The following is a 17,978-nucleotide window of genomic DNA, read 5'->3' on the forward strand; positions in this document are numbered from 1 at the left end:
CCACGGATCCCCCGGCGAAGGTCACACCCGCGCGGGCCCGCGCCCAGGCCCTGCCCTAGCGGACCAGCAGGTCGAGCAACCGCTCGGTCTCCGCCGCCGGATCCGCCGTGAGCCCGGTGTGCACCGGCCCCGGCTGCACCACCGTCGAGCGCGGCGCGATCAGCCAGCGGAAGCGGCGCCCGGGGTCGTCGCCCGCCGCCTGCCCGGCCGCCTCGCCGCCGCCGCAGACCCCCTCGACGGCGCGCAGCGCCGCCCGCACCCCGACGACGTCCGCGTGCGGGTCGAGCGCCCTCAGCTTGGCCTCGTCCAGATGCGTACGGGCCGCCACGAACGACTTGGCCCGGCAGTAGACCAGCACTCCGGCGTTGAAGCACTCCCCGCGCTCGACGCGCGGCACCACGCGCAGCAGCGCGTACTCGAAGACGTCGCGGTCGCTCACTTGCCGTCCTTCTCGCCGGACCGGCCGGCCTTGCTGTCCTTGGTGGGGTGCGGCCAGGGCTTGAGGTGGTCGGTGAGCCAGCCGGGGGCCTGCGACGGGGTGTCCTTGGCAGGCGCGTCCAGCGTGATCCGCTCGTGGATGTCGGCGGCGCGGGCCAGCAGCGGCGCCACGTACGCCCGGCGCAGCGCGTCCGTCGTGTCGAAGCCGGGCTCGTCCACCAGCCACTCGTCGGGCACCAGCGCGGTGACCTCGGTCAGCAGCTCCTCGGTCACCAGCGGCGCCAACTCGGCCGCCGCGGCGGCCACATCGGGCCCGAACGGGGCGAGCGCGTGGTCCGAGGCGTTGTACGGCTTGGCCGCCGAGGCCTGCGCGCCCGGCCAGTTGTGGTGCCAGATCATCGTGGCGCCGTGGTCGATGAGCCAGAGATCACCGTGCCAGACCAGCATGTTAGGGTTCCGCCACGAACGGTCGACGTTGTTGATCAACGCGTCGAACCAGACGACCTTGCCCGCCTCTGCCGAGCTCACCTGGTAGGCGAGCGGGTCGAACCCGATCGAACCGGGCAAGTAATCCATTCCGAGATTCAGTCCGCCGCTCGCCTTCAGCAGCTCCTGCACCTCCTGGTCCGGCTCCGAGAGCCCGATGACGGGGTCGAGCTGAATGGTGACCAGTTCGGGGACGCGCAGAGCGAGCCGTCTGGCGAGCTCCCCGCAGATCACCTCCGCCACCAGGGTCTTGCGGCCCTGTCCGGCACCGGTGAACTTCATGACGTACGTACCGAGATCGTCGGCCTCGACGATCCCCGGGAGCGAGCCGCCCTCACGCAAAGGCGTGACATAGCGGGTCGCTGTCACTTCATTGAGCATCCGCCCAGGCTACTGGGACGGATGCGACTGTTCGATCACTCGACCGCACGATGAACCCCCGAAGGGACGCTTCGCCATGCCCACCGAAGAGAAGACCCCCCAGGCCCCGGCCGCCGAAGACCTGCCCCTCCAGTTCGCCCGCACCAGGCGCTTCACGCTCGGCGCGCCCCGCGGCCTCACGGTCTCCCCCGACGGCGAGCGGGTGCTGTTCGTCCGCGGCGCCGACGGGCGCTCCCCGCTCAGCTCGCTGTGGCTGTTCGAGGACGGCGAGGAGCGCGTCCTCGTCGATCCGCTCGCTCTCGGCGAGGGGGACGAGGTGCCCGAGGCGGAGCTCGTCCGCCGCGAGCGGGCACGCGAGACGAGCGGGGGCATCGTCGGGTACGCCACCGACACGGCCGTCCGCACGGTCGTCTTCACCCTCTCCGGCGCGCTCTGGGTGGCCGGGACGGACGGCGGCGCCCCGCGCCGGATCCCGACCGCGGGTCCGGCCGTCGACCCGCGCCTGTCCCCCGACGGCACGCTCGTCTCGTACGTGACCGGGCGCGCCCTGCACGTCGTACGCGCCGACGGCACGGGCGGGCGCCAACTGGCCGCGCCGGAGGGCCCGGAGGTGTCCTACGGCCTCGCCGACCACGTCTCGGCCGAGTCCATCGGCCGCACCCGCAGCTCCTGGTGGTCCCCGGACGGCTCCGCGCTCCTGGTGGTCCGGGTGGACAACTCGCCTGTGCAGCGGTGGTATCTGAGCGATCCCTCGGACCCGGCGAAGGCTCCGCGCGTGCTGCCGTACCCGGCGGCGGGCACGGCCAACGCGGAGGTGTCGCTGGTCGTCGTCCGCGTCGACGGCGAGCGGGTGCCGGTGCGGCTGCCCCGGTCGGCGGACCCGGAGTCGCACCCGGCCGGTACCTGGACCGACCGGGCCTTCGAATACGTGGTGGAGGGCGGCTGGGACGGGGCGGGCCCGTTCGCCACCGTCCAGAGCCGGGACCAGCGCACGGCGTACCGGCTCGCCATCGACCCGGCGACGGGCGAAACCGAGGTGACGAGCCGTCACCATGACGACCACTGGCTGGAGTTCACGCCGGGCGCGACGGCGCTCGCCCGTCGCGGGACCGCTCTCCCGGACGGGCTTCCCGCCGGTCTGCAAGTGCGCGCGATACTCGGCTCGGCCGGTGACACGCTCTACTTCACGGCGAGCGACGAGCCGACGGAGACCCATGTCTGGGCGTACGCACCCGCCTCCGGCTTCACCCGCGTCACCGAGGAGCCCGGGGTGCACACGGCGGCCCTCGGCGGCGACACCCTCGTCCTCGACAGCCGCACCCTCCACGAGCACACCGTCACCGTCCTGCGCGACGGCAAGCCGGCGGGCCGGATCGGCGTGCTGACCGAGCGGCCGGTGGTGACGCCGAGGCCGGTGTTCCTGTCGCTGGGCGAGCGCGAGCTGCGCACGGCGCTCTATCTGCCCTCCTGGCACCGCGAGGGCGCGGCCCGGCTGCCGGTCGTCGTGCACTCGTACGCGGGTCCGGGCATGCAGACCGTCGTACGGGCCAACGCCTGGCACCACGCGGTGAACCAGTGGTTCGCCGAGCAGGGCTTCGCGGTCCTGTCGATCGACGGGCGCGGCACTCCGGGGCGCGGCGAGGCGTGGCGCACCTCCATCCACGGCGACCAGCTCACCCCGGTCCTGGAGGACCAGGCGGACGCGGTGCGGGCGGCCGCCGAGCGCTACCCGGATCTGGACACGGGCCGGGTGGGCATCCGGGGCTGGTCGTTCGGCGGGTATCTGTCGGCGGCCGCCGTACTGCACCGGCCCGATGTGTTCCACGCGGCCGTGGCGGGCGCGGCCCCGACCGATCTCATGCTCTACGACACCCACTGGAAGGAGCGCTATCTCGGCCACCCGGACGTGCAGCCGGAGAACTACGAGCGCTGCTCACTGGTCGCGCACGCCCACAAGCTGACCCGGCCGCTGATGCTCGTACAGGGGATGGCGGACGACAATGTGCTGCCCGCACACATGCTGCGGTTCTCGCAGGCACTGCTCGCGGCGGGCAAGCCGCACAGCGTGCTTCCGCTGGTGGGAGAGAGCCACTTGGTCACCAAGGAAGGTGTGGCCGACACCCTGTTGTGGCTCAATCTCGACTTCCTCAAGAAATCCTTGAACGTCTGAACAAGCGGTCGCGCCTGGCCGTATCCCTTCATGCAGCCCCGTGTAGCAAGGTGAAGGGAAAGCCAGTATGAGCACCCAAGCTCTTCCGTCCGAGCCGGGCCCGGCCCGCCGTACCGTCGTCGCGGCGGTCGGCGGCGCCGGGCTCGCGGCCGCGCTCGCCGCCTGCGGCGACTCGGACAAGTCCGGCGACGCCGCCAAGTCCTCCGGTGACGGGGGTACGGGAGGAACGGGCGGCACGGCCGGAGGGGGCGACGCCGGGTCGGCCGGCGGCGGGGTGCTGGCGAAGACCGCCGACATCCCGCAGGGCGGCGGCAAGGTCTTCCCCGACCAGGGCGTGGTGGTGACCCAGCCGACGGCGGGCACCTTCAAGGCGTTCTCGGCCACCTGCACCCACCAGGGCTGCACGGTGAAGGACGTCGTCGGCGGCACCATCCACTGCCCCTGCCACGGCAGCAAGTACGACGCGGCCACGGGCAAGGTCACGGGCGGCCCGGCGCCGAAGCCGCTGCCCGCGAAGACGATCAAGGTGGAGGGAGACGCGATCAAGCTGGCGTGAGGGACGCGCTCTCAGGCCCGGCGCGGTCCCTTGAGGCAGGCGACGATGTCATCGGTCGTGGCGACGGTGGCGACCAGGGCCAGCGTGTTGCGGATCATGGCGGGGGTGTACTCGGCGGGCACCCCCGCGATGGCGTCCACCGGCACCACGGCCGTATAGCCGAGGTTGACGGCGTCGAACACGGCATTCGGTATCGCCACGTTCGCCGAGACACCGCTGACGATCAGGGTGCGGCAGCCGAGGTTGCGCAGCAGCGGGTCGACGTCCGTCCCCGCGATCGGCGAGAGCCCGTGCAGCCTGCGGACCACCAGGTCCTCGTCCGCCACGTCGATGCCCTCGACGATCCGCACCGCCGTCGTGCCGGAGTACTGCTGTACGGGCAGCCGTTCGGCGGCCCGGAACAGCCGGGCGTTGCGGGACGCGCCGCGCCCGTCCGGCCGCCGCTCGGCCACCGCGTGCAGGACCTGGACGCCCGTCTCGTGCGCGGCGGCGACGAGCCGGGCGATGTTGTGGAGGGCCCCCGACGACCGCGCCACCTTGGCGAGTTCGGGCAGCGCGCTGTCCAGGCCGACGACCCCCTGCTGGCACTCCACGGTCATCAGCACGGTGGAGGCGGGATCCAGTTGCGCGGCCAGCCGTCCGCCGCGCGGTTCGTTCAGTCGTTCGTTCGTCGCCATGGCGCGGGAGGCTAACGGGCATTGCGCGAGGGGGAAAGGGCGCGCATGATTTCTGACACCCAGTCAGTTCACGGGTCAACTCACCCGAGGAGCCGCCCGATGACCTCAACCCAGCGCCGGGGCCGCCGGATCATGATGACGGACGCCGAACGGGACGCGTTCCTCACGGAACAGCGCACCTGCCGGGTGGCCACGGTCTCCCCCGACGGCCACCCGCACGTCGGAGCACTCTGGTACGTCTGGGACGGAACCGCTCTGTGGCTGTACTCCATCACCCGCAGCCTGCGCTGGTCCCAGCTGCTCAAGGACCCCAGGATCGCGGTGGTGGTGGACGCGGGCGAGTCGTACGGGGAACTACGCGGCGTAGAACTCCGGGGCAAGGCGGTCCCCGTCGGCGAAACCCCGCGCACGGGCGAGCCGTGCCCCGAACTGGAGGCCCCGGAGCGCCAGTTCGCGAGCAAGAACTTCGGCCTGAAGGAAATGGTCCACGACGGCCGCCATGGGTGGCTGCGCCTGATGCCGGAGAAGATCGTGTCGTGGGACTTTCGGAAGCTGACCGATTCCCACCCCGCCGGCGCTTGAGGGGGCAGGGACCACGGGCCCGCCTTCAGGGGGGCAGGGGCCGAGGCCCCGCCCTTCAGGGGCGCGGGGAACTGCGCGCCCAGCCACAAACGACCGGCAGACGAACGGGGTCCGGGGGCGCAGCCTCCGGGAGAACCACCTCAACCCCCCACCCCCGGAGGGTTACGGGAAGGGGCGGGGCGGGGACAAGGCCGCCGCAGGCGCCCCGCAACCTCACCCCACCAAACCCCGGCCGGCCAAGGCCAACGCCTCCACCGCAGCCCGAATGGAAGGCCGCCGATCCGCATCCGCCCGCCACACCGCGTACACATGCCGCCGCATCGCATCCCGCACCGGCACCACCCGAACCCCCTCGGGAACCGGCCCCCGCCCGAGCCGAGGCGCGACGCTCACCCCCAACCCGGCCGCCACCAGCGCAAGCTGCGTCGCGTGCTCACGCGCCACATGCCCGATGCGCGGCTCGACCCCCTTCCCCCGCAACGTGAACATCAGCCACTCGTGGCAGAACTCGCCCTCGGGCCAGGTGACCCACTCGTCCGAGGCGAACTCCTCCAGATCCACGTCCGAGCGCCCCGCGAGCCGGTGCCCCACGGGCATCGCCACATCGGCCAAGTCGTCGAGGACCGACCGCTTCGCCAGCCCGTCGGGCAGCGGCAGCGGCTTGTTGTACCAGTCGAGGACGACCGCCAGATCGAGGTCCCCGAGGAGCACACCCCGTACGGAGTCCTCCGCCTCCAACTCATCCGAACGGACGGCCAGTTGAGGGTGCTCGGCACGCAGAGCCGTGAGCGCCGCCGGGAACAGCCCGCGCGCGGCGGTGGCGAAGCCCGCGATCCGCAGCTCGCCCACGACCCGGCCGCGCTGGGCCTCCAGATCGGCCTGGGCGACCTGGACCTGGGAGAGGATCCTCGCGGCGTGCTCGGCGAGCAGCCGGCCCGCGTCGGTGAGGCGCACGCCCCGCCCGTTCTTGGCGAGCAGCGGCTGCCCCGCCTCCCGTTCCAGCTTCGCGAGCTGCTGGGACACGGCCGAGGTCGTGACGTGCAGATTGTCGGCGGCGCCGCCCACCGAACCGTGGCGGGCCACCGCGTCGAGGGTCCGCAGGCGCTCCAAGTTCAACATGTAAGCGATGCTAACCGAACCGGTCCACTTTTTCTCGCTTGTGCTACGAGGTTGAACAGACCAGGCTGATCGCCATGAGCACCGTCACCCCGCCCCGGCCCCCGTCGGCCACGGCCCCGTCCACCTCCACTTCCACCCGCCGCCCGGCCCTGGACTGGCGCGTCCGGTTCGCGGTGCTCTCGCTGGTCTGGGGGTTCAGCTTCCTCCTGATCAAGGTGGGCACGGACGGCTACGCCCCGTTCCAGGTCACCTTCGGGCGCCTCTTCTTCGGTACGGCGGTGCTCGCCGTCGCCATGGCCGTCAAGCGGGAGCGGCTGCCGCGCGGCGCCCGCACCTGGCTCCATCTGGCGGTGGCGGCCCTGCTCCTGAACGCGCTGCCGTTCTCGCTCTTCGCCTACTCCGAGCTGACGATCCCCTCCACCCTCGCCGGGATCTGCAACGCGACCTCCCCGCTGTGGGGCATGGCGCTCTCACTGGTGGCGCTCTCCGAGGACCGGCCGACCCGGCGCCGGGTGGCGGGCCTCGGCCTCGGCTTCCTCGGGGTGCTGACGGTCCTGGGCGCCTGGCAGGGCTTCAACGGCCTGGATCTGAAGGGCACCGCGATGGCGCTGCTCGCCTCGCTCTGCTACCCGGTCGGCTGGATCTACGTGCGCCGTACGCTGGCGGGCAGCGGCCACTCCAACCTGTCGCTGATCGGCTCCCAGCTGGGCCTGGCGACCGTGCAACTCGCCCTGGTCACCCTGGTGTTCGCGGGCTTCCCGACCTCGTTCCCGGTGGTCCCGCTGCTCGCCGTCGCCGCACTCGGCGCCTTCGGTACGGGCTTCGCGGTGCTCGTCCAGTACGGCCTGGTCAACGAGGTGGGCCCGACGACCGCGCAGATGGTCACCTACTTCATCCCGGTCATCGCCACGGCGGCCGGAGTGCTCGTGCTCGGCGAAAGCCTGAGCTGGAACACGCCGGTCGGCGCGGCGATCGTGCTGGCGGGGGCGGCGCTGACGCAGAGCCGGGCACGGCGCGCAGGCTGAGTGGCCGCCCGTTGCGGTCCCGGATCACCCCCAGGGGCGCGGGGAACTGCGCGAGCAACCGGCCACCGGCCCGCAGCCAAAACCCGGACCGGCGAAGCTAGTCGTACCGCCACCCCGGCGAAGACCCCAGCGCCGCCACCACGGCGTCGGCGGCGGACCCGATGTCGGCCGGGGCGAGCGAGGAGACGGTCAGCCGGATCCCCGGCGGCGCCGACATCCGGAAGCGCGCCCCCGGCGCCACCGCCCACCCGGCATGCAGCAGCCGCGCCACCGCCGCCGTCTCGTCGGGCACCGGCACCCACACACTGAACCCGCTGCGGCCGTGCGCCGCGACACCCCGCGAGCGCAGCGCGCGCACCAGGGTGTCGCGGCGCTCGCCGTAGGAGCGGGCCACGGCCGCCGGGTCGAGCACGCCCGAGGTCCACAGATGGACGACGGTCCGCTGGAGCAGCCGGCTGACCCATCCGGGGCCCAGCCGCTGACGCCCGCGCACCCGGTCCAGCGTCACCGCGTCCCCCGTGAGCACCGCGAGCCGCAGATCCGGCCCGTACGCCTTCGCCACCGATCGTACGAACGCCCAGTGCTCGACGACCGGGGACAGCGGGGCGAGCGGCACCTCGACCATGCCGTGGCCGTGGTCGTCCTCGATCAGCAGGACCGACGGATGGGCGGACAGCACCGCGCGCAGGGCGCGGGCGCGGGCCGCGCTGACGGCCGCCCCGGTCGGGTTCTGCGCCCGGCAGGTGACGACCAGCGCCCGCGCCCCGCCCGCCAGCGCACTCTCGACGGCCTCCGGCAGCGGCCCCTCGTCGTCGAGCGCCACCGGCACCGGCCGCAGCCCGAGCGCCGGAACGAGGTCGAGCAGCGCGCCCCAGCCCGGGTCCTCGATGGCGACCGCGTCACCGGGCCGCAGATGCGCGGCGAGCACCCGCTCGATCGCGTCGAGCGAGCCGGAGAAGACGCCGACCGGGCCCGCAGGCACCCCGTCGGCGTCAAGTGCCGCGCGGGCCAGCCGCGCCAGCTCCGGGTCCACCGGGTCCTGCCCGTACAGCGCGGGCCGCTCGGCGTGGTCGCGGGCGGCGGCCGCCAGCGCGTCGCCGAGCGGCGGCAGCAGGGCCGGGTCGGGATTGCCGTCGGCGATGTCGCGTACACCTACGGGCACGTCGATGCGCTGGGCGTCGCGGGCGGTGCTGGCGGGGCGCGGACGCACCCGGCTGCCCCGGCGGCCACCGGTCTCGATGACGCCCCGGTCCCGCAGCAGCCGATAGGCAGCCGCGACCGTATTGGGATTCACCCCCAGCTCGGTCGCCAACTCCCGCAGCGGCGGCAGCGGTTGCCCCGGCTCCAGCTCCCCGGCACCCACCGCGCGCTCCACGTCGGCGGCGATCTCCGATGCGCGACGCCCCACGATCCGATACTCTCCTAGCACAAACATAACTATGCACTAGTGCAATGGAGAACGCAAATGTCCGACACCGCTGCCTACGAGCCCACCGAGCGCACCGTGCCGACCCGCTCGCGCGAGCGGGCGTCGTACGACCGCGAGCTGGTGCACGGGATACTCGACGAGGGATACGTCTGCCACCTCGGCTTCGTCCGCGACGGCGCCCCGGTCGTGCTGCCGACGCTGTACGGCCGGATCGGCGAGCGGCTGTACGTGCACGGCTCGACGGGTTCGCGGCCGCTGCGCATGACCGGCAAGGCCGACCCGGGACTCGCTGTCTGCCTCACCGTCACGCACGTCGACGGCCTGGTGCTGGCCCGCTCGGCCTTCCACCACTCCCTCAACTACCGCTCGGTCGTGGTGCACGGCATCGCGTACGAGGTCACCGACCCCGAGGAGCGGCGCACCGCGCTGGACGCGCTGGTCGACCAGGTGGTGCCCGGCCGCTCCTACGACTCGCGGCAGGCCAACGCCAAGGAGCTCGCCGCGACCGCGGTGATCCGCCTCGACCTGGAGGAGGTGTCGGCGAAGGTGCGCACCGGCGGCCCCAACGACGAGCCGGAGGACAGCGCCCTGCCGCACTGGACCGGGGTGCTCCCCCTCGTCCGCGGGTACGGCACGCCGATCCCGGCCGACGACCTGGACCCGTCGGTGGAGCTGCCGGGGTACCTCGCGGCGCTGTGAGGGGCGCTGTGAGCGGCGCGGCGCACGCGAAGCGCCGGACGGGCGTGGCGAATCCCGCCCGTCCGGCGTGTGAGGTCGAGTCGGGCCGAAGGCCGACGATCAGGGGGTGACCAGGGTCGCCCGGGCCCTCGCGGCACCCGCCTCGGACACCGCGAGGCCGACCACCGCGACCAGCAGCAGCAAGGTCCCGGCAACCGTGGCGGCGCTCAGCGGCTCACCCAGCACGGCCACCGCGAGCAGCGCCGCGCTCACCGGCTCCAGGAGCATGATCACGGAAACCGTCGCGGACCGGACGACGGCCGCGCCCGCGAAGTAGAGGGCGTAGGCCAGCGCCGTGGGCACCGCCGCCACGTACAGCAGCAGCACGGCCACCCGCACCGGCTCGACGGTGTGCGGCACCAGTCCTTCCGCGCCCGCGAGCGGCAGCAGCAGGACCGAGGCGATGGCGAACGCCCAGGCGGTGGTGGTGGAGGGGTCGGCTGCCTCGCCGCTCCGGCCGAGCTTGCGGGTGAGGAGCGTGATGCCCGCGTACCCGGCCGCCGAGAGCAGCGCGAGCAGCACCCCGGCGGGGCGGACCGTGCCGCCGCCGTTGCCGAGGACCAGGACCGCGAGCCCGGCGAGCGCCCCGGCCACGGCGGTCAGCCCGGCGCCTCCGATCCGCTCGCCCATGGTGAGCCGGGCGCCGACGGCGATGAGCACGGGCCCGGCGCCGAGAGTGACCACGGTCGCCACGGCCAGGCCGGTCGAAGCGACGGCGGCGAAGTAGGCGCTCTGGAAGACCGCGAGGCCCACGCCGTTGCCGAGGATCCGCAGCAGCCGCCTGCCGAGCGGCTCGGCGGGCCTGAGCGCCGGGCGGCGCCGCAGCGCGCGGGCGGCGAGCAGCAGGACGAGCCCGCCGACGCAGCGCCAGAAGGAGAGGGCGAGCGGGCCGAGGTCGCTGGCGTCGAAGACCAGCGCGGCCGCGCCGCCCGCGGTGCCCCAGGCGACACCGGCGAAGACGAGATAGAGCAGGCCGCGCCCGACGGGCAGGCCGGAGGAAGAGGAAGCGTTCGACACGTACGTACTCCGAAGAGGAAGACGGGAAAGGTCGCATGCCTGGAGTACGCGGGCAGCGACGAGCCGCTCGGGGACTGCCCGAGCCCGGTCTTCGTCTGGGTGCGGCCGCCCGCGCTTACGCGGCGGGAGGCGGCAGGACGGTCGAATGCATGATCGTCACCCTACGGGGCGGTCCGACCGGCCGACAACTCGCTTTCGGGCGCGGGCACCTCGTGGACCGGCGCCTCTTGAACGGGCACCCCTTGAAGGGTCGCCTCCTGAACGGTCGTCTCCTGAAGGGTCGCGTCCTGCACTGGCGTCTCCTGAACGGGCAGCGGATGCCCGTCCCCGCCCGCCACCGGGCCCGACGGCTCCTTCGGCGCCGAGGACTGCGCGATGAAGGCGCCGACCAGGACCACCGCGCCGCCCGCGATCTGCGGCGCGGAGAGGTGCTCGCCGAGCAGCACCCAGGCCAGGACGGTCGCGATGACCGCCTCCAGACAGGCGACCACACCGGCCACCTGCGGCGACAGCTTGCGCACCGAGATCACCCCGGTGACGTACGCGATCACGGTCGCGACCAGCACGATCCAGCCGAGCAGCAGGCCCGCGGGCACGTCCGTACCGTTCATGTCGGCGCTGCCGCCGAGGACCGACCAGTCCATCCCCCAGGGGCGGGCGACCAGTGTGAGCAGGACGGAGCCGATGAGCAGGCCGTACGCGATGACGCCGATCGGGTCGGGCGCGTCGTCCGTGTCGCCGCCCTGGTCGGACAGGACGAAGTAGCCGACCTGGCAGCAGGCGGCGCCGAGGGCGAGCACCAGGCCGAGGACGTCGAAGCTCAGCCCGGACCAGATCTCGACGACGGAGGCGAGGCCGCCCACAGCGAGCACCACGCCGATGGCCGCCGCCCGGGTCACGGGCCTGCGCTGGACGAACCGGACCCAGCCGAGGACGAGCGCGGGCGCCAGATACTCGACGAGCAGGGCGACGCCGACCGGGATGCGGGATATCGCCGCGAAGTAGCAGGCCTGGACGCCGGCGACGGCGAGCAGGCCGAACCCGGCGAGCAGCGCGGGCCGGCGCACGAGCAGACTCCGGTGGCGCCAGGCCACGGGCAGCATGACGAGCGCGGCGCCCGTCACCCGCAGCCACACCACGTGCAGCGGGTCAAGGCCCGCCTCGATCAGCGGCTTGGCCGCGACACCCGATCCGCCGAATGAGAACGCCGAGGCCAGGGCCAGTCCCAGGCCGACGTTCCTCCCCTGAGACGCCTGCATCGGCACATCATGACAGGAGAAGTCAGGACCGTCACCCCTGTGACACCTGTCGAGACGGCGGACCCTGTGCAAGCCGTGCCGCGAGCTCCCCGGCGTCCACTCCGGCGTGGTCGAGGACCTCCACGGCCCGGCACTCCGGGTCGGCCGCGAGCGCCGCGAGAAGGTCGGTGCCTCCTACCCGTATCTCACCGCGGGCGCCGGCCCGGGACAGGGCGGCCTCCATCGCGGTGACCGCGGCGGGCGACCAGCCGGGCTGGGTGAGCAGCGGCAGCGCCCCCGAGTCCTCCACCGACCCCTGCCAGCGCAGCCCGTATCCGATGGAGCGCTGGACGAGGTAGCCGAGCACTCGCGCCACCTGCGGCGCGCCATCGAAGGCGGCCCGCACCTCCGGGTCCGTCTCCATCAGCGAGTGCAGCAGATGGGCGGTGTCGATCTGCCGGTCGCCGTCGCGCAGCGCCCGCCTGCGGGCACCCGCGACCACCGAAGCCATCTCGTCGGTGAGCCGGGCTTCGAGGTCGGGGGCGGCGGGGACCGGAGCCGGGACCCGCGGGATCGGGAGGTGCACCCTCCTACCCCATCAGGACACACACCCCCCGGGCATCCCCGCCGGGAAGCATTCCGCATCCCACGTTGGGTGGGTACGGATGACCGGGTTCTCCTCCTTATGGATGAGATTTGCGGTTTACGTCTCAGGGGCGCGCACGGCCGGGCCGTACGCCCCGCACGCAACCACACCGCCGCCGGACACGTCCCCTCCCGTACGACACAGCCGCCCCGGCAACGGCGGGAGGGGACCCGATGCGCTGGATGGTCGCCCTGCTCGCCGAGGACGGGCTGCAGTACGTGTACCGCGTGTACGCCCCGGGGGACGCCCTGCCCGGCGATCTGTTCTGGGCCGCCTTCCACTGCCACGACGAGTCACAGCGCCCGCGCGCGTCCGACCTCTTCGACTCGGCGCAGATCTGGGCACTGCCGGTGAGCGACGCCAGGATCTGATGCCGGTCAGGGCGTGATCTGACGGTTCATCAGTATTGAATGTTCACGACTCCCCGGCTACGTTCCGCGACACGTTCCCGGTTCGCGTCCGGACCCACGCCCTGGACCCGCGGTCCGGACTCGCGTTCCTTAGTGAAGGGGTGGTCGCATGGCCGAGGTCAGCGCTGAGGCGCGCCTGGAGGCTCCGGCGGAGAAGGTCTGGGCCCAGCTGACGGACTTCACCGCGTACGGCGAGTGGAACGCCACCCACACCAGCTTCCCGCACGGCGGACCGGAGAAGCTGGAGCTCGGCGCCAGCTACGCCGAGAGCATGAAGCTCATGGGCTTTCCCGCCGAAGTCACCTGGACCGTGGACGAGTTCGAGGCGGGCCGGCTGCTCGGCATCAAGGGCAAGGGCCCGATGGGCGTGAGCGTCGGCAACCGCTACACGCTCACGCCCGAGGGGGACGCCACGGTGGTCCGCATCGACGGCGAGTTCACCGGCGCCGCCGTCTCGCTGATGGCGGGCAAGCTCAAGGACTCGGCGACGGCCGCGCTGAACGAGTCGCTGCGCAAGCTCGGCGGCCTGGTGGCCTGACCCGCCCGCGCACCCCACGCGCGAAAGCCCCGCGACCGGCGGTCGCGGGGCTTTCGGTGGCCGGCGGGGTCAGTCCTCGTCGGCCAGGATCAGATACAGCTTCTTACGGGCGTCGTTGATGACCCCGAGCGCCTTCTGCCGCTGCTCGGCGGTGCCGGTCTTCCAGACCTGGCCGAACGCCTCCATCAGACCGAACCCGGCCTGGCGGATCTCGTTCATGCTCTCCCAGTCGACCCCGCGCCCGGCCTCTTCCCACGGGGCCTCGGACCCCGATTCGGCCTCGGTGCGCCCGGTGTCGGTGAGCGTGAACAGCTTCTTGCCGCCCTCGCTCTCACTGGTGATCAGGCCCTCGTCCTCCATCATCTGGAGGGTCGGATAGACCGAGCCGGGGCTGGGCTTCCACGCCCCGCCGCTGCGCTCGACGATCTCCTGGATCATCTCGTAGCCGTGCATCGGCCGGTCCTTCAGCAGGGCCAGGATCGACGCGCGGACATCCCCGCGCCGCGCCCTGCCCCGCGGACCGCCCCGGCCGCCGCGGCCGGGCCCGAACGGCCCGCCACCGAAGCCCGGACCGAAGGGCCCGAAGGCGGCACGCCGCCCCTCAAAGTCGCCCCGACCGCGATGGCCGGGTCCGTGCTGTCCATGTCCATGTGAACGCATCGCTACGCTCCTTCCATCGTTGATCCGTCGCGATGCTTCAACGATATATCGGGACTGTTCGGTTGGCAAGGCCCTTCCGAACGCGGCACGGAACGGGAGCCCGACCCGGTCCACCAAAGAGGCCAATAAACCCGGATTGGCCTTGGCCGGTGGCCTGCTCCGGCCCGTACCGTCCCGCCCATGCAGATGCGAATAGTCGACGCCTTCACCGACCGCCCGTTCGCCGGAAACCCGGCCGGGGTCCTGCTCCTCGACGCGTTCCCGGAAGATGCCTGGCTGCAGGACGTCGCCCGGGAGGTCAACCTCTCCGAGACCGCCTTCGCGCACCCGCTGCCGCCCGGCGGCGAGGCCGACTGGGCACTGCGGTGGTTCACCCCGGCCACCGAGGTCGGCATGTGCGGGCATGCCACTCTGGCCACCGCCCATGTGCTGCACACCACGGGCGCCGCGACCGGCACGGTCAGGTTCGCGGCCCGGTGCGGCATCCTCTCCGCGACCGCGCACGAGGACGGGTCGATCACGCTCGACTTCCCCACCTCGCCGCTGACCCAGGTGGAGATCCCGGACGGCGTCCCCGAGGCGCTCGGGGCGCGGCCCCTGTCCGTCCACGACACCTCCGAGTTCATCGGCGACCTGGTCGTCGAGCTGGCGGACGAGCGGACCGTGCGGGCCCTGACGCCCGACTTCAAGGCGCTGGCCGCGTACTCCAAGCGCGGCGTCATCGCCACGGCCGCGGCCGAGGACCCCTCGCTGGGCTACGACTTCGTCTCGCGGGGCTTCTTCCCGGGCGTCGGCATCGACGAGGACCCGGTGACGGGCAGCGCGCACACCGCGCTGGCGCCGTTCTGGTCGCCGCGCCTGGGCAGCACCGAGCTGACCGGCCTCCAGGCCTCCGCCCGCACCGGCCTGGTCCGCACCTCCCTGCGGGGCGAGCGCACCCTGCTGACCGGTTCGGCGGTCACGGTCATAGAGGGCGAGCTGCTGACGGCGCCGTAGCCGGACCCGGGGGAATGTGTAAGGGGCGTACGCCATAGCCGTACGCCCCTTACACCTCATCCACGCGCGCGGTGCGCGGCGGCGGAAGCCGTCACACCGTCGGCAGCCAGCTCACCTTCCCCGCGAGCAGCGCGTACCCGACGAACGCCCCGATGTCGAGCAGGGAATGGGCCACGACCAGCGGCCCGACCCGCTGCCAGCGGCGGTAGAGCAGGACGAAGACGACCCCCATCGCCATGTTGCCGAGGAAGCCGCCGATGCCCTGGTAGAGGTGGTAGGAGCCGCGCAGCACCGAGCTCGCCGCCAGCGCCGCCAGCGGGGTCCACCCCAACTGCCCGAGCCGGCGCAGCAGATACCCGACGACGATCACTTCCTCCAGTACGGCGTTCTGCACCGCCGACAGGACGAGCACCGGGTACTTCCACCAGACGTCCGGCAGCGACTCGGGCACGACCGTCAGATTGCCCCCGGCCGCCCTTGCCACCAGATAGAACCCGAGCCCCGCGGTGCCGATCCCGGCCGCGATCAGCGCGCCCCTGCCGAGGTCCGGCCAGGGCCGTCGGCGGTCGAACCCGAGCACCCGCAGACCGCCCGTCCCCTCCCGCAGCAGCAGGTGCGCGACGAGCGCCACCGGCACAAGGGCGGTCGCGATGCCGAAGAGCTGCCAGGCAAGATCCAGCCAGGGCCGCCCGGGGGCGTACGAGGTGTTGAGTTTCGCCGCCTGGTCCTTGAGGCCACCCGGCTTGGTCAGCGATCCGACAAAGCTGATCAGCGACGACACACCGCTCGCGCCGAGCGAGAGCGCCAGCACGAGCACCGTCTCGGACCGCAAGATCCGCGGCGGCACCCCCTGTTCGGGAAGAGAATCAGCCACACGCCCCGCCTCCACCTGCACACCTGCCTCCAGTTGACCGAACCCGTCCCACGCCCACCACTGCCCCGCTAGGGTCTCGAATGAAAGTACGAAGATCGCGCGCGACAGGCCGGGGGGCGAGCGCCATTTCGATGGTGCGGTCCCTCTTTTTCCTTGTTCAGGATTCAAGGAGGGCACCACCGCCATGGGACGTCACAGCTTGCCCGACGCGTACGCGAGCGAGGGAACCCGGGGCCGTCCGGCCGCCGGCCGCCGCCGTACGGTCGTCGTCGCCACCCTGCTCGTGCTCGTCGTGGCGGGCGGCGCGGCCGTCGCGGCCGGGAGCGGACTGCTCTCCTTCGGCGACTCGTGCCGGGACTCCGCGGTGCGGCTGGATCTCGTCGCCTCCCCCGATGTCGCCCCGGCCGTCCGGTCCGTGGCCGAGCGGGCGCGCGCCGACAAGGTCACCTCCGACGGCTCCTGCATCGACGTCCGGGTCACCGCCCGCGAGTCGTACAAGGTGGCCGACGCGCTCGGCGCCGGCCGCGACCCCGACTTCGCGGTGTGGATACCGGACTCGGCGCTGTGGGTGGACCGCGCCAAGGAGGGCGGCGACGGCGTATCGGTCGCCACGGCGGGCCACGTCGCCGCGTCCCCGGTCGCGCTGGCGCTGGTGGCGCCCGCCGCCAAGTCCCTGGGCTGGCCCTCCAGGACGTACACCTGGGGCGAACTCGCCGCGGCCGCCACCCGCTCGGACGCGCTGCGCCTCGGCGCGGCCGACCCGTCCCGCTCGGCCGCCGGTCTCCTCGCCCTGAGCAGCATCGGGCGCTCCACGGCCCGCCAGGGCGCGGACGGCTCCACCAAGGCTGCGGCCCTGGCCAAGCTGCTCTCGCAGCGCACCTCCGACACCGACGCCCAGGTAGTCGACACGCTCGCCCGGGACGGCTCGGGCACCGAGAGCGGCAACCCGCGCCGCAACCAGGCAGTCGTGCTCTCCGAGCAGGCGGCGTACGCGTACAACACCGGTCGCGGCGCGGGGCGGGGGCTCGACCTCTTCTACCCGAAGGACGGGGCGCCGCTGCTCGACTACCCGTACACGATCGTCCGCGAGAGCCGACTGAGCACCGACCGCAGCCGCGCCGCGATGCGGTTCCTGACGCTGCTCGGCGAACCGGAGTCCCGGCGGACCCTTGCCCGGAGCGGCTTCCGCACGCCCGGCGACGCGGTGGACGAGGCGGCCGTGAAGAAGGCGGGCGGCACCGCGCCGCAGCCCTACGCCACGTCCAGCGCCGAGGCCCCGTCCGCCAAGGAGCTCCAGGAAGCCCTCGGGATGTGGACGATCATCGTGCAGAGCGCCCGGCTCACCACCGTCGTGGACGCCTCGGGGTCGATGGCCGCGCCCGTGCCCGGTGCGGGCGGCCGGACCCGGATGGACGTCACCAAGACCTCACTGCTGCGGGCCCTCGCGCAGTTCACGACGGAGGACGAGATCGGCCTGTGGGACTTCGCCACCCGCCTCGACGGCTCGCGCGACTACCGCGAGCTGGTGCCTACCGCCCGCCTCGGCGACCCGGTCAAAGGCGGCCGCACCCAGCGCGAGCGGCTCGCCGCCGCCTTCGGCGCGCTCCAGCCGGTGCCGGACGGGGCGACCGGTCTGTACGACACGGCCCTCGCCGCGTACCAGCAGGCCACCGCGGGCTACCGGCAGGGGAAGTTCAACGCGCTGGTGATCCTCACGGACGGCGCCAACGAGGACCCGGGCAGCATCTCGCGCGGCGAGCTCATCACCCGGCTCCAGAAGCTCGCCGACCCGGCGAAGCCCGTGCCGATGATCGCCATCGCGGTCGGCCCGGACGCGGACGGGGAGGCGGTCAGGGAGATCGCCAAGGCGACCGGTGGCGCGGGATACCAGGTCACCGACCCGGCCGAGATCCAGGCGGTGATCCTGAAAGCCATCATGACGGTGGGTCAGGGCGGCGGGGCGGGCTGAGCAACCCGACCGCACACCCCCCTCGCCCC

19 protein-coding genes are annotated in these 17,978 nt (G+C 72.9%); 9 read left to right on the forward strand and 10 right to left on the reverse strand.

Going from position 1 to position 17,978, the window contains the following annotated elements:
- Positions 1–55 precede the first annotated feature (55 nt).
- Together BX283_RS09845 and BX283_RS09850 are read right to left on the reverse strand one after the other, a co-directional pair.
- Complete coding sequence (locus BX283_RS09845; RefSeq protein ID WP_101387256.1) at positions 56–439, reverse strand: DUF3037 domain-containing protein; 384 nt, start codon at positions 437–439, stop codon at positions 56–58.
- Positions 436–1,305: a HipA family kinase gene (locus BX283_RS09850; protein ID WP_101387257.1), complete on the reverse strand. Its 870-nt coding sequence runs from the start codon at positions 1,303–1,305 to the stop codon at positions 436–438. Before BX283_RS09850 ends, BX283_RS09845 begins: the two co-directional genes overlap by 4 nt.
- Before the next feature lie 76 nt (positions 1,306–1,381).
- Between BX283_RS09850 and BX283_RS09855 the strand changes: the two genes are divergently transcribed.
- Complete coding sequence (locus BX283_RS09855; protein ID WP_101387258.1) at positions 1,382–3,475, forward strand: S9 family peptidase; 2,094 nt, start codon at positions 1,382–1,384, stop codon at positions 3,473–3,475.
- A 67-nt stretch (positions 3,476–3,542) separates the two neighbouring features.
- On the forward strand, positions 3,543–4,031 hold the full coding sequence (locus BX283_RS09860; protein WP_101387259.1) for a Rieske (2Fe-2S) protein: 489 nt from the start codon (positions 3,543–3,545) through the stop codon (positions 4,029–4,031).
- Between the two features lie 11 nt (positions 4,032–4,042).
- On the opposite strand, the gene BX283_RS09865 is transcribed toward BX283_RS09860, so the two are convergent.
- Positions 4,043–4,708, reverse strand: a complete 666-nt coding sequence (locus BX283_RS09865; RefSeq protein ID WP_101387260.1) for a cysteine hydrolase — start codon at positions 4,706–4,708, stop codon at positions 4,043–4,045.
- A gap of 99 nt (positions 4,709–4,807) precedes the next feature.
- Here BX283_RS09865 and BX283_RS09870 point away from each other — a divergent pair, with 99 nt between their 5' ends.
- Positions 4,808–5,290, forward strand: coding sequence for a pyridoxamine 5'-phosphate oxidase family protein (locus tag BX283_RS09870; protein ID WP_101387261.1), 483 nt, complete (start codon positions 4,808–4,810; stop codon positions 5,288–5,290).
- A 213-nt stretch (positions 5,291–5,503) separates the two neighbouring features.
- On the opposite strand, the gene BX283_RS09875 is transcribed toward BX283_RS09870, so the two are convergent.
- Positions 5,504–6,409, reverse strand: coding sequence for a LysR family transcriptional regulator (locus BX283_RS09875; protein ID WP_101387262.1), 906 nt, complete (start codon positions 6,407–6,409; stop codon positions 5,504–5,506).
- A gap of 74 nt (positions 6,410–6,483) precedes the next feature.
- Between BX283_RS09875 and BX283_RS09880 the strand changes: the two genes are divergently transcribed.
- Entirely contained in the window at positions 6,484–7,434 is a 951-nt protein-coding gene (locus tag BX283_RS09880) for a DMT family transporter (protein WP_180357121.1), read from the forward strand.
- A gap of 97 nt (positions 7,435–7,531) precedes the next feature.
- Here the strand turns inward: BX283_RS09880 and BX283_RS09885 are convergent, their stop codons facing one another.
- Complete coding sequence (locus BX283_RS09885; RefSeq protein ID WP_101392253.1) at positions 7,532–8,863, reverse strand: aminotransferase class I/II-fold pyridoxal phosphate-dependent enzyme; 1,332 nt, start codon at positions 8,861–8,863, stop codon at positions 7,532–7,534.
- Between the two features lie 36 nt (positions 8,864–8,899).
- Here BX283_RS09885 and BX283_RS09890 point away from each other — a divergent pair, with 36 nt between their 5' ends.
- Complete coding sequence (locus tag BX283_RS09890) at positions 8,900–9,562, forward strand: pyridoxamine 5'-phosphate oxidase family protein (RefSeq protein ID WP_101387264.1); 663 nt, start codon at positions 8,900–8,902, stop codon at positions 9,560–9,562.
- A 99-nt stretch (positions 9,563–9,661) separates the two neighbouring features.
- On the opposite strand, the gene BX283_RS09895 is transcribed toward BX283_RS09890, so the two are convergent.
- The 3 genes from BX283_RS09895 to BX283_RS09905 all read right to left on the reverse strand — a co-directional run bounded on the left by BX283_RS09895 (position 9,662) and on the right by BX283_RS09905 (position 12,442).
- Positions 9,662–10,618 carry a DMT family transporter gene (locus tag BX283_RS09895; protein WP_101387265.1) on the reverse strand — a complete coding sequence of 319 codons (957 nt, stop codon included), beginning with the start codon at positions 10,616–10,618 and terminating at the stop codon, positions 9,662–9,664.
- Positions 10,619–10,779: 161 nt separating this feature from the next.
- The gene (locus BX283_RS09900) at positions 10,780–11,877 is read right to left on the reverse strand and encodes a DMT family transporter (protein ID WP_101387266.1); all 1,098 of its coding nucleotides are present in this window, start codon (positions 11,875–11,877) and stop codon (positions 10,780–10,782) included.
- A 31-nt stretch (positions 11,878–11,908) separates the two neighbouring features.
- A complete protein-coding gene (locus BX283_RS09905; RefSeq protein WP_373979155.1) occupies positions 11,909–12,442 on the reverse strand; it encodes a Clp protease N-terminal domain-containing protein in 534 nt (177 codons plus the stop codon).
- A gap of 233 nt (positions 12,443–12,675) precedes the next feature.
- On the opposite strand from BX283_RS09905, the gene BX283_RS09910 reads away from it, so the two are divergent.
- Together BX283_RS09910 and BX283_RS09915 are read left to right on the forward strand one after the other, a co-directional pair.
- Positions 12,676–12,873, forward strand: coding sequence for a hypothetical protein (locus BX283_RS09910; RefSeq protein WP_101387267.1), 198 nt, complete (start codon positions 12,676–12,678; stop codon positions 12,871–12,873).
- A 148-nt stretch (positions 12,874–13,021) separates the two neighbouring features.
- A complete protein-coding gene (locus tag BX283_RS09915; protein WP_101387268.1) occupies positions 13,022–13,450 on the forward strand; it encodes an SRPBCC family protein in 429 nt (142 codons plus the stop codon).
- 69 nt (positions 13,451–13,519) lie between these two features.
- Here the strand turns inward: BX283_RS09915 and BX283_RS09920 are convergent, their stop codons facing one another.
- Positions 13,520–14,110, reverse strand: coding sequence for a PadR family transcriptional regulator (locus BX283_RS09920; protein WP_101387269.1), 591 nt, complete (start codon positions 14,108–14,110; stop codon positions 13,520–13,522).
- Between the two features lie 180 nt (positions 14,111–14,290).
- Between BX283_RS09920 and BX283_RS09925 the strand changes: the two genes are divergently transcribed.
- Complete coding sequence (locus tag BX283_RS09925; RefSeq protein WP_101387270.1) at positions 14,291–15,106, forward strand: PhzF family phenazine biosynthesis protein; 816 nt, start codon at positions 14,291–14,293, stop codon at positions 15,104–15,106.
- Positions 15,107–15,197: 91 nt separating this feature from the next.
- On the opposite strand, the gene BX283_RS09930 is transcribed toward BX283_RS09925, so the two are convergent.
- Positions 15,198–16,001 (reverse strand): CPBP family intramembrane glutamic endopeptidase, encoded by an 804-nt coding sequence (locus BX283_RS09930; RefSeq protein ID WP_101387271.1) that lies wholly within the window; start codon positions 15,999–16,001, stop codon positions 15,198–15,200.
- A gap of 163 nt (positions 16,002–16,164) precedes the next feature.
- On the opposite strand from BX283_RS09930, the gene BX283_RS09935 reads away from it, so the two are divergent.
- Entirely contained in the window at positions 16,165–17,949 is a 1,785-nt protein-coding gene (locus tag BX283_RS09935) for a substrate-binding domain-containing protein (protein WP_101387272.1), read from the forward strand.
- The last annotated feature ends 29 nt before the right edge of the window (positions 17,950–17,978 follow it).

It is taken from the genome of Streptomyces sp. TLI_146 (assembly GCF_002846415.1).
Classification (GTDB): domain Bacteria; phylum Actinomycetota; class Actinomycetes; order Streptomycetales; family Streptomycetaceae; genus Streptomyces.

What these genes read in the sequence shown, in the direction of transcription:
- BX283_RS09850 (WP_101387257.1), bottom strand. Translation starts at nt 1,305, where the DNA reads ATGCTCAATGAAGTGACAGCGACCCGCTATGTCACGCCTTTGCGTGAG.
- BX283_RS09855 (WP_101387258.1), top strand. Translation starts at nt 1,382, where the DNA reads ATGCCCACCGAAGAGAAGACCCCCCAGGCCCCGGCCGCCGAAGACCTG.
- BX283_RS09860 (WP_101387259.1), top strand. Translation starts at nt 3,543, where the DNA reads ATGAGCACCCAAGCTCTTCCGTCCGAGCCGGGCCCGGCCCGCCGTACC.
- BX283_RS09865 (WP_101387260.1), bottom strand. Translation starts at nt 4,708, where the DNA reads ATGGCGACGAACGAACGACTGAACGAACCGCGCGGCGGACGGCTGGCC.
- BX283_RS09870 (WP_101387261.1), top strand. Translation starts at nt 4,808, where the DNA reads ATGACCTCAACCCAGCGCCGGGGCCGCCGGATCATGATGACGGACGCC.
- BX283_RS09875 (WP_101387262.1), bottom strand. Translation starts at nt 6,409, where the DNA reads ATGTTGAACTTGGAGCGCCTGCGGACCCTCGACGCGGTGGCCCGCCAC.
- BX283_RS09880 (WP_180357121.1), top strand. Translation starts at nt 6,484, where the DNA reads ATGAGCACCGTCACCCCGCCCCGGCCCCCGTCGGCCACGGCCCCGTCC.
- BX283_RS09890 (WP_101387264.1), top strand. Translation starts at nt 8,900, where the DNA reads ATGTCCGACACCGCTGCCTACGAGCCCACCGAGCGCACCGTGCCGACC.
- BX283_RS09900 (WP_101387266.1), bottom strand. Translation starts at nt 11,877, where the DNA reads ATGCAGGCGTCTCAGGGGAGGAACGTCGGCCTGGGACTGGCCCTGGCC.
- BX283_RS09910 (WP_101387267.1), top strand. Translation starts at nt 12,676, where the DNA reads ATGCGCTGGATGGTCGCCCTGCTCGCCGAGGACGGGCTGCAGTACGTG.
- BX283_RS09915 (WP_101387268.1), top strand. Translation starts at nt 13,022, where the DNA reads ATGGCCGAGGTCAGCGCTGAGGCGCGCCTGGAGGCTCCGGCGGAGAAG.
- BX283_RS09920 (WP_101387269.1), bottom strand. Translation starts at nt 14,110, where the DNA reads ATGCGTTCACATGGACATGGACAGCACGGACCCGGCCATCGCGGTCGG.
- BX283_RS09925 (WP_101387270.1), top strand. Translation starts at nt 14,291, where the DNA reads ATGCAGATGCGAATAGTCGACGCCTTCACCGACCGCCCGTTCGCCGGA.
- BX283_RS09935 (WP_101387272.1), top strand. Translation starts at nt 16,165, where the DNA reads ATGGGACGTCACAGCTTGCCCGACGCGTACGCGAGCGAGGGAACCCGG.